Raw genomic sequence first — 3,542 nt, 5'->3', positions numbered from 1 at the left:
GGGGGGGCCTTCCGCCGCCCCGCCCCCCCCACACCTCCCCGCGGGGGGGGGGGGGGGGGGGGCGGGCCCGGGGGGGGCCCCCCCCCCCGCCCGCTTCTCGGACCCCGCCCGCTTCTCGGGGGCCGGTTACCGCCCGGCGTCCCGTTACAGCCCGGGGTCCCGTTACGGCCCGACGTCCGGGCCGCGGCCCGGGCCCGCGCGGGCTTCAGGGCTTGCGGTGGCGCCCCGGTGCCTTCCCCGGCCGCCGTGCCTGGCGCCCGGGCCGCGGCGCTCCCGCGCCCTCGGCCCCGTACAGGATCCGCTGGGCGGTGGCGTAGTCCTCGGCCACCGTCTCCGGCAGCCACTGGTAGCCGTCCCAGCGCACGATCAGCCTCGGTTCGCCCGGCAGCACATGGGCGCCCCGCTGCCGCCCGACCGTGAGCCGTACGACCCGCAACTGCCCGACCGGCCGCAGCCGTTGCTCCCGCCTGGCCGCCCACGACGCCAGCGGTTCCTCCTCGTCCATCGCCCCAGTCTGGCCTCCCGACGCCGTCACCCGACACCTGCGTCACCCGACCGGGCGACGCGCGTTCCAGCCCCTCCGCTCCCTCCGTTCGCACCCCGCTCCCTTCGCCGTCTCTTCGTCGTCTCTTCCGACGCTTGACGCTTCACACGCTCCTGAGGACCACCAGCCGCTGGGTGGCCCTGGTCATCGCGACGTAGCGGCCGACCGCCCCCTCGACACCCCCGCCGAACGCCTCCGGGTCGACCAGCACGACCAGGTCGAACTCCAGCCCCTTGGACAGCTCCGGGGTCAGCGACCGGACCCGCGGCCGCGCCTCGAAGCCGGGGGCACCGATCACGCAGGCGACCCCCTCGGCGTGCTCGGCGAGCCAGCCGTCCAGGACGGCGTCCAGCTCCGCCACCGACCCGTGCACGACCGGGATGCCGCTGCTGCGGACGGAGGTCGGCACGTTGGCGTCCGGCAGCGCCGCCCGGATCGCGGGCTCGGCCTCGGCCATGACCTCCTCCGGTGTCCGGTAGTTGATGCTCAGCGAGGCCACCGTGCTCCGGTCGAGCCCGATCCGCTCCAGCCGCTCCTGCCAGGACTCCGTGAACCCGTGCCTGGCCTGCGCCCGGTCCCCGACGATGGTGAAGCTCCGGGACGGGCAGCGCAGCAGCAGCATCTGCCACTCCGCGTCGGTCAGCTCCTGGGCCTCGTCCACCACGATGTGCGCGAACGGCCCGGCGAGCGGCTCCGGGTCGGCACCGGGCAGGGCCGTCTCGTCGACCAGGGTGTCCTGGAGGTCGCGCCCGCGCAGCATCGTCACCGCGCCCTCGCCGTCGTCGTCGGCCTGCAGCAGGTCGCCGATGACGTCGGCCATCCGCGCGCGCTCGGCGGCGGCCGCGGCCTCCCGACGGCGCCGGCGCCGGTCCGCCTCCGGATCGCCGAGCCGCTGCCGGGCCGCGTCCAGCAGCGGCAGGTCGGACACCGTCCAGGCCTGGGGCGCGTCCTTGCGCTGGAGCCTGCGGACCTCCTCGGGGGCGAGCCAGGGCGCGCACATCCGCAGGTAGGCGGGCACCGACCAGAGGTCGCCGACCAGGTCGGCCGCGTCGATCAGCGGCCAGGCCCGGTTGAGCGTCTCGGTCAGCTCCCTGTCCTGCCGCAGCGACCGGCGGAACAGTTCGGGCGAGACCCCCGCGTCCTCGTCCAGCTTGTCCATCAGGATCGTGGCCAGCTCCTCCCAGATCTGCTCGCGGGCCTCGTTGTGCGGGGTGCCCGGGTCCGGCGCGTCGAACGCGTCGGACCAGTCCTCGGCGCTCAGCCAGAGGTCGGCCCAGTGGGTGGTGACCTCCATCCCCTCGGCGGGCGGCTCCTCGTAGAACCGGACGGCCTTCTCGATCGCCCCCACCATGTCGGCCGAGGACTTCAGGCGGGCCGTCTCGGGGTCGCTCTCGGACCCGGCCTTCGCCCCCTCGGCAACGAGGTCCCGCACGGTGCAGGTGCGCACCCCCTCCTCACCGAGGCTGGGCAGGACGTCGGCGACGTAGGCCAGGTAGGGCTGGTGCGGGCCGACGAACAGCACGCCGCCGCGCCGGTGGCCGAGCCGGGGGTCGGAGTAGAGCAGGTACGCGGAGCGGTGCAGCGCGACGACCGTCTTCCCGGTGCCCGGGCCGCCGTCCACCACCAGGGCGCCCCGGGACCCCGCCCGGATGATCGCGTCCTGGTCGGCCTGGATGGTGGCCAGCACGTCCCGCATCCGGGCCGACCGGTTGCCGCCCAGGCTCGCGATGAACGCGGACTGGTCGTCCAGCGCGGCGTGCCCCTCCAGGGCCTCGGCGCTGAACACCTCGTCCCAGTAGTCGCCGATCCGGCCGCCGGTCCAGCGGTACCGGCGCCGGCTCACCAGGCCCATCGGGTCGGCGTGGGTGGCCCCGAAGAACGGCTCGGCCGCGGGCGAGCGCCAGTCGACCAGCAGTCGGCGCCCCTCACTGTCGGTGAGGCCGAGCCGCCCGATGTACACCGGCTCCGGGTCGTCCGCGTGGACGACCCGCCCGAGGCACAGGTCCAGGCCGAAGCGGCGCAGGGCGCGCAGCCGACCGGTCAGCTTGTGCACCTCGATGTCCCGGTCCATCGCCTCCCGGCCGAGGCCGCCCGGCGCGCGGCGCAGCGCGTCGAGGCGGTCGGACAGCTCCGCGATCGACTGCTCCAGGCTCTCCGCGACGGCCGCGAAGTGCCGCTCGTCCTCACCGATCAGCGCCGGGTCGGCCTTGGCGACGAGGCGGGCGGGAAGGTCGAACGCGCTGGTGGTGCGGCTGTTCATGGCATCAGCTCCGATCTGAGGCCTGCGATTGTGCGCCACCACGGGGGCCTTGCCGCAAGACCCCCCATGCGCTATACGTTGAGAGTGGCAAGGGGTGGGTTCTCCCCCGGCCCGTCTCCGGTTCGTCTCCTGCTCGTCTCCGAATCATCCCCGGCTCCTTTCCGGGCGCGCTCGACCGTTCCGCGCTCCGCACCGCCGCTCACGCCCCCGCTCCGCGCCGCCCGGTCCACCCGCACCGTCCGCGCCGCTCAGGCTCCCCGGGCCGCGCCGCGCCTAGCCGAGGCGGCGCCGCGACGGCAACCCCGGCTCACCCGGGAGGCTTACCGCACAGCGGAGTTGGACCGCATCGGGTGGTGTCCGGGTGACGGCATCCGGACCGGTTCGTTGGGTGCTACGGCGGGGGTGGGTGCCCCGGTAGCGGGCACTGCCGCCTCCCGCCGTGCGGTCCGAGCCACCGTCGGCCGCCCTACACCGCACCACCGATCCGAAGAGGTCCCGCAATGTCCGAACCATCTGCCACGCCGCAGTTCCCGAGCAGCCCGACGGGCTCGGCCGACGGCACCTCGGCCGGACCCGCCACCCCCAAGAGCCTGCTGGAGCAGATGCAGGAACTGCTCGCCTCCGTCAGCGCGGACCTCGCCGAACTCCAGGGCTCCGTCCCCGGGAGCGCCGACTCCACCGCCTATCCGACCGGCACGGACACCTCCGGTGCGTCCGAGGCCTCGGACGCACCGGGCG

At 75.2% G+C, this 3,542-nt stretch carries 2 protein-coding genes and 1 pseudogene; 1 reads left to right on the top strand and 2 read right to left on the bottom strand.

All coding sequences use genetic code 11. The annotated features are described in order from the left end of the window. Positions 1-205: 205 nt before the first annotated feature. A complete protein-coding gene (locus ACFRQN_RS40220; protein WP_063780004.1) occupies positions 206-505 on the bottom strand; it encodes a DUF6087 family protein in 300 nt (99 codons plus the stop codon). 142 nt (positions 506-647) lie between these two features. Beyond that, positions 648-2,804: an RNA polymerase recycling motor ATPase HelR gene (gene helR, locus ACFRQN_RS40215; RefSeq protein ID WP_380745608.1), complete on the bottom strand. Its 2,157-nt coding sequence runs from the start codon at positions 2,802-2,804 to the stop codon at positions 648-650. 500 nt (positions 2,805-3,304) lie between these two features. Between helR and ACFRQN_RS40210 the strand changes: the two are divergent. Further along, positions 3,305-3,542: pseudogene (locus ACFRQN_RS40210) on the top strand (hypothetical protein); the annotation flags it as partial.

The organism is Kitasatospora sp. NPDC056800 (assembly GCF_042789775.1).
Taxonomy (GTDB): Bacteria; Actinomycetota; Actinomycetes; order Streptomycetales; family Streptomycetaceae; genus Kitasatospora.
Note: the sequence above shows the minus strand (reverse complement) of the source record. Positions and strands in the feature narration are given on the sequence as shown.

Excerpts from the sequence above, each read along its gene's own strand:
- helR (WP_380745608.1), bottom strand. The coding sequence starts at position 2,804 with ATGAACAGCCGCACCACCAGCGCGTTCGACCTTCCCGCCCGCCTCGTC.
- ACFRQN_RS40220 (WP_063780004.1), bottom strand. The coding sequence starts at position 505 with ATGGACGAGGAGGAACCGCTGGCGTCGTGGGCGGCCAGGCGGGAGCAA.